General features: G+C 63.7%; 4 protein-coding genes and 2 pseudogenes. All 6 read left to right on the plus strand.

Annotated features, from left to right (window positions below):
- The first annotated feature begins 562 nt into the window (after nucleotides 1-562).
- The 6 genes and pseudogenes from ACFWUY_RS40300 to ACFWUY_RS40325 all read left to right on the plus strand — a co-directional run bounded on the left by ACFWUY_RS40300 (nucleotide 563) and on the right by ACFWUY_RS40325 (nucleotide 5992).
- A pseudogene (locus tag ACFWUY_RS40300) lies at nucleotides 563-1542 on the plus strand (IS5 family transposase).
- A gap of 192 nt (nucleotides 1543-1734) precedes the next feature.
- Nucleotides 1735-2100 (plus strand): four-helix bundle copper-binding protein, encoded by a 366-nt coding sequence (locus ACFWUY_RS40305; RefSeq protein WP_384121721.1) that lies wholly within the window; start codon nucleotides 1735-1737, stop codon nucleotides 2098-2100.
- A gap of 659 nt (nucleotides 2101-2759) precedes the next feature.
- Nucleotides 2760-3011 carry a DDE-type integrase/transposase/recombinase gene (locus tag ACFWUY_RS40310; protein WP_384121723.1) on the plus strand — a complete coding sequence of 84 codons (252 nt, stop codon included), beginning with the start codon at nucleotides 2760-2762 and terminating at the stop codon, nucleotides 3009-3011.
- A pseudogene (locus ACFWUY_RS40315) lies at nucleotides 2896-3177 on the plus strand (transposase family protein); the annotation flags it as partial. The gene ACFWUY_RS40310 and the pseudogene ACFWUY_RS40315, both read left to right, overlap by 116 nt.
- Nucleotides 3178-4481: 1304 nt before the next feature.
- A complete protein-coding gene (locus tag ACFWUY_RS40320; protein ID WP_384121725.1) occupies nucleotides 4482-4889 on the plus strand; it encodes a hypothetical protein in 408 nt (135 codons plus the stop codon).
- Nucleotides 4890-5680: 791 nt separating this feature from the next.
- Nucleotides 5681-5992, plus strand: a complete 312-nt coding sequence (locus tag ACFWUY_RS40325) for a hypothetical protein (protein ID WP_384121727.1) — start codon at nucleotides 5681-5683, stop codon at nucleotides 5990-5992.
- Nucleotides 5993-6100 lie beyond the last annotated feature (108 nt).

The raw sequence follows: 6100 nt of genomic DNA on the forward strand, positions 1-6100 counted from the left end.
CACCGCTGACCGTGATTCGTCAGTACATCGAGGTCCAGAAGCGGCCTATCTGACCGTCACCCCGAAGGCGCAGGGAACTCCGGCGCTTCGCGCCTTCGGGTCAAAGGATGCGTTTCCCTCCCCGGCTGAAGCCGGGGATACCCACGCAAGATCAGGAATGGTCCAGGGCGCGGTGGATCGACAACTGTAACTGCCCTTCGGGCCGAAAGGCCCCTCTTGGGTCAACTGATTCCCCGCTGCCGCAGGCAGGCCTTCAATGCTTGTACCGCGACGCCGGCGGGAATGTCCAGGAGGAAGTGCTCTGCCGCCCAGGCCCGTACCTCGTCCGGGGTTACCCGCAGGGGGCCCCGTCCCGCTCTGCGGACTGCACGGGTGATCACCTGGTCGGCCGCGGCGAGCACACACCGCCTGTCGTGCTCGGCTCCCCTGCGGGCCGCTCCCCGCTCATCTTGCTGCCGCCGTCTCCATGGGGCCATGCCACGACCCTAGGGCCTGTGTGATGTCGTGATCAGTTGTCGGGTTCTGTGCTCTTCGTGGGGTGGAACCCGGTAGGACTGTGGTCGTGACGCGTAGGCAACTCACCCACGCTCAGTGGAAGTTCATCGAGCCGTATCTGCCGATCGGTAGGTACGGCCCGTATCCGGAGCGTTTGCGGGAACAGTTCGAGGGGGTGATCTGGCGGTTCCGCTCCAGCGGTCAGTGGCGGGAGATGCCTGCCGAGTTCGGTCCATGGGCCACCGTCTACGGACGTTTCCGCGTCTGGCGGGACGCCGGTGTGTTCACCGCCCTGCTGGAAGGTCTGATCGCTCAGGCAGCCCGCGCGGAGCAAACAGACTTGTCGCTGGTCAGCGTGGACTCCACTACGGTCCGCGCCCACCACGACGCCGCGGGGCTCCGCGTCAGCAAGCACCTCATGTCGGCCCTGGAGGAAGCCGCGCTGGAGCAGGAGACAGCCCGGCAAAAAGGGGTGGCACGGAGGAACAGAACGGACAGGACGAGCGCCGGCGTGTCCGGCGCCGACGCACGCTCCGCCTGAAGCAAGCCCTGCTTGGCCGGTCCCGGGGTGGCCTCACCAGCAAGATTCATCTCGCGGCGGACCGCAGATGCCGTCCGCTCGCGTTCGTCTTGACCGCCGGGCAGGCCGCGGACAGTCCGCAGTTCATCCCCGTGCTCGAGAAGGTGCGAGTCCGTCTGCCGGTCGGCCGTCCGCGCACCAGACCCGGCGCAGTCGCCGGCGATAAGGCCTACTCATCGCGTGGAAACCGCCGTTACCTGCGAAAACGCCACATCAAAGCAGTCATCCCGGAGAAGAAGGACCAGGCCGCACACCGCGAGAAGAAGGGCTCACGAGGCGGCCGGTCCATCAGCCACGACGCCGGTCTCTACAAGGAACGGAACACCGTCGAACGCCTGATCAACAAGCTGAAAGCCTGGCGAGGCATCGCCACCCGCTACGACAAGTCGCCCGAAAGCTACCTCGCCGGCCTCCACCTCCGAGCCTCCATGATCTGGATCGACGACCTGCTCAAGACCACCGCGTGATCACGACATCACACAGGCCCTAGTGGGGCCGCTGATCCCCTGCCCGTTTTCATCGGAGATGGATGAGAGCCACTTCTCCGGCGAAAACGGGAGCCGTCGGGGGCCCTCTTCTGCTGTGGCGGGCAGTCACAGGAGGAAGTGGAATAAGGGAGTGAAGGGCCCATTCCGGGTTCTGCTGTCCGAGGAGGAGCCATGAGCCAGTCTGCTGGGTCGATGCCTGCGATGAGCCGGGAGATGCAGGACTGCATCGAGGCGTGCATGGCGTGTCACAGTGTGTGCGAGGAGACGATGAGCGCCTGCATGCAGATGGGCAGCGCGCCGTCGATGCAGGTCATGCGGGCGGTCATGGACTGCTCGGAGATGACCCGAATGTGCGCGGACATGATGACGCGCCGCTCGCCCATGGCGGCCGAGATCGCCGAAATGTGCGCCAGGATGTGCGACATGTGCGCGCAGACGTGTATGGCCATGCCGGATGATCCGATGATGATGCGGTGCGCAGAGGCGTGTCGCCGCTGTGCGCAAATGTGCCGCACGATGACGGCAACCGCGATGTGACGCCTGCCTGGCCCGGTGCCCGGGGCCACTCGGCCCCGGGCACCTGAGACCCACGACCCCTGAAGCGGATCTGGTCGAGGCCCGGTCACCGTGAGCTTGTTCCGCTTTGACGGATACCTTTGGTGCAGTGGTCAGGCCGCGAGGACGGCCTTGCATTCAGCGGGGCTGCAGTATTTGTTTCACCTAAATTAGTGTCATTTGTGGTGAGTGCTTGGTGTCAGGGATGTAATCCACCCGTGAAGGGTGGTGCCGTTTCCCAGTCATGGCGGAGAGCAATGGTCAAAAGTTGTGGGCGAGCTGACTCGGTTCTCGCTGTGGTGGGTGAGGCTGGCCCTGACGGTGTTGCGGATCCTCTTGGTGCGGCCGGCTTCGGCAAGGATCTCGACAGCCTTGGCGTTTGTCCCGGCGGAGTGCCGAGGCGGGGCTCGCGGCCCAGATACGTAAGATTCACCAAAACTCTGGCGGCACCTATGGCGTCCCAGGATCACTGCCGAGCCCCGCGAGGAGGGCGATCGGATCAGCCACAAGCGCGTCGTGGGAATCATACGGACTGTCGGGACCGAGGGGGTCCGTATGCGCAGCCGGCGCAGGACCACGGTCGCGCACCCGGCAGCGGGGAAGGCACCGGACCTCATCGGCCGTGACTCACCGCGGCCGCGGTGAACACGAAGTACGTCGGCGACATTACCTACCTGCTCGTTGAAGGCGGGAAGTTCTGCTATCTCGCAACCGCCATCGACCTGTGCTCGCGACGTCTGGCTGGATGGAATATCGCCGATCACATGCGAACCGCACTCAGGCCTGGCCCGGCACTGCGAAGGCATGACCGTGCTGGCCGACGGCTCCTACATCAACACCGGGCTCGTCGCCCCGCACCGCAAACGGCCCGGACGAGCCCTGCTGTCGGGTGAGGAGGAGGACAACGCCGAACACCGAAGGGTCCGGGCCCGTGTCGAGCATGCCTTCGCTCGTATGAAGCACTACAAGATTCTTCGCGACTGCCGACAGCGCGGCGATGGCCTCCATCACGCGGTCCAGGCCGTCGCCCACATGCACAACATCGCCCTGGCCACATGAGCAGACAGGTCACAAACCCGGCCCTGACCTGCCTGGACACCGCCTTCTATGACACGCTTTACGACCTCGTGCACGATAAGGCTTCGCACACCAGCGGAGCTCGCTGTCAAGGGGCGAGGTTGTGACCAGCATGGACGCGATCAGGAAAGATCGTCAATCCTTATCGTGCACGAGGTCGTTAGGGCTCGCAGAAGAACAACCTGCGGACGAGTAAAACGCTGGCCTGTTGTGTCAAGTCCTGAAACCCACAAGTTAATTTTCTGCGAGCCTTAGCCGCGCAGATCAGGCTCGCCTCGCCGCAGGCTTCGCAAGACAGAACTCATCCTCGGAATTGCCGGCCCCCGGTAACGGCGCGGCCGAGCCTGCAAGGGTAGGCCCGAGGGAGGGCTCTGCTCCCAGTCCCCGATGGCGACAGCAAGTAAGAGAGCCTCAGCCCACCGCCCGCGGCACGCGACCGGCGGGTGGCCGTCGGCCAAGAGCGACACTGCGCTGACCACCGTAGCCGGGGCAGCGAACTGATCGAGAGGAAGGGGGCCACCGCAGTGTGGGGCCTCATGCCGCCAGCCGGTCTCTGATGACCAGCGCAGCATGATGTCGGCCCACGAGAAGACGGCGATCAGTTCGCGCCGGACGTCGATGCCCGAAGTGCCTGCGGTGAGCGTGTCCGGGGCAATGCCAGCATCGACAAGAGCGGCATGGACGGCATCGGCGTAGGAAAGGTGAGGCAGCATCAGGTTCCTCAGTAGTGATAGAGGGGGCGATATAGCGAAGCGATCCACATGACGGACTTGCTGGCTCTTGGTGCCATCCATACTGGGTTCTGCGCTCGCGTATTGCCGTTGAGCCGGTGCCGGTATGGTCGACGAGATGACTATGATCGCGATGCCGTCGTCATGATCGTCGACCAGTCGGCTGTCCCCTGGTTGGATCAGGCTGGAACCTGCCGACGCTGAAATCACCTGTACCCGCGTGGATACGTCGCCTGCACACTCGAGCATGGAGCGATTTGGCGGAAGCCGTAAAAATCACCGCTTATCCGGAAGAGGGCCGAAAGATTCGGTGAACCACTCCAGAACACCCTTCAATGACACAAAAGCCCTGAGTAGCTCCTACCTAATAGCGCTATTCTGGACAAGTGGTGTAAGATCGACATTCGCCCTGCATGGACGTCAACCAGCATAAATGCACATTCTCAGATCTCTGCAGCTGTCGAGACAGGGCGCGGTCTCGCAACTTCCGGCCGAGCACGTCCTGGATCAGCGAGTGCCGGGGCTGGGCGGGTTGGTTGCGAGGTGGAGGCAGGCATGCTGGAGAGTGTGGCGGGCCTGGAGAAGGTGGGTTGCGGCAGGCGTGTGGTGCTGGATGCGTGTGGCGTGGACAGCGGCTGCGGCGCTGTGGTTGATGAGGTCGCGGGCCGTAGCTATCAGGTGGGGGAGCCAGGACTGGTAGAGCTGGCGGTCGAGGCTGGGGTGGCGGCGGGCTCGGGTGCGGTGGTAAGCGTGGACCAGCCAGCGATCGGTCGGCAGACCTCCGGCGGCGGACCGCAGGTGCTGATCGGCGATCATGGCCAGTCGGAGCCGCCAGAACCGCGCATGAGGGCCGGACAAGCGTGTCATGTCGTCATAGAAAGATGCGAGAGCGTCGAGGAGGATGCCGCACCACCGGCGCAGGCTATCGGTAGGAGGAGGGACACGGCCTGGATAGCCGGCTGACTGGCGAGTGATCCACTGCAGCTGGCTGGAGGCTATTTTCTCCGCCGTACAGGACGGACCGTTTACAGAGCCGGTGCAGGTGACGGCAGGGCGCCGCAGGGCGCTGGTCACGGGCTTGGGCATTCGTCGCAGCATGCTGTGTAAGCATGGGCAGCCTGCTCCCGACACCAGGCCATCCGCTCAGTGAAAAGCTCCGGATAATCTCCCGCACGCTGCGCCACCACCCCCATGACCCCGCCTGGCGCGGCCATATGGCGAGAGAGCTCCTCGGCGACCACCCTGCACACTGTCTCGGGATCGAGTCGGCCCGCCCGGCTCAAGGGTGCGCAGAACAGTGCCTGCGCCCATACCTGGATCACAGACCCGGCCGAAGCCTCAGTCTGAAGCTGCGCTGTCCTGCTCATTGAAGCCTGCCTCTCTGCTGCCGGTTCTTATTACCCGCATGCGGTCAACCCGTATAAAACACTCCTGGAGTCCCAGGCTCCGCAGTAGTCACAGGCGACTCATGAGTAGACGATGCCTATCTTTGAATTGCCCGGGTTTGATGCAGATCCTGAAGGTCTGGAAGGGTGCCATTCATGGCCGCTCCCCGTAGGTACCCCGACGAACTGTGTGAGGGTGTGACGCGTTTGGAACTCAAAGAGCGTTTTGTCCCGGCAGGGCTGTTTGAAAATTTGGGCGATGAAGCCGCTTGGGTCAAGTGATCGCGCGTGTGACGATCGCGTCGTGTGGACCCGTAGGTCTGCGGTTGCAGGGGGGATCGTTTGTAGAAGCGAGGAGGGGTGGCGGGAATGGTCACCAGCGAAACAGCGCGGCTTTTGCTCAGCAACGGTGGTGAGGCCGCGCTGGAGTTGACCGTGGAGCCCTGGGCGGAAACGCGCCAGATGCCCCCAAAGCAGACGTGGGCCGTTGTCCCCCACTCGTTTGTAGCAGATGGATCATGGTCCGGGACTCTGCGCGGGGATGAACCGTTCCAGGTCGACCATCGGTCCGAATCGGTCACGGCGTGGGTCAACGGCAGTTGCTTCCACCTCAGCGACATGGAGGGGAACGTGATCGACTCGGCCGACTGGCAGTGCCCTATTCAGGGTTCTGCCTCCTGACTTGGCGGACTCAGGGGCCTTGACCCCTGATGTTGGACACACGAGACACTGGATCCTGAGGATCTGAGAACGGACATCTCGTGGTCATGAAGCACTATCCGCCGCAGT

It is taken from the genome of Streptomyces sp. NPDC058664 (assembly GCF_042716635.1).
In the GTDB taxonomy this organism is placed as follows: Bacteria; Actinomycetota; Actinomycetes; order Streptomycetales; family Streptomycetaceae; genus Streptomyces.

Bases quoted from the DNA above. Each gene is read 5' to 3' on its own strand.
- ACFWUY_RS40320 (WP_384121725.1), top strand. From the start codon at position 4,482: ATGCTGGAGAGTGTGGCGGGCCTGGAGAAGGTGGGTTGCGGCAGGCGT.
- ACFWUY_RS40325 (WP_384121727.1), top strand. From the start codon at position 5,681: ATGGTCACCAGCGAAACAGCGCGGCTTTTGCTCAGCAACGGTGGTGAG.
- ACFWUY_RS40305 (WP_384121721.1), top strand. From the start codon at position 1,735: ATGAGCCAGTCTGCTGGGTCGATGCCTGCGATGAGCCGGGAGATGCAG.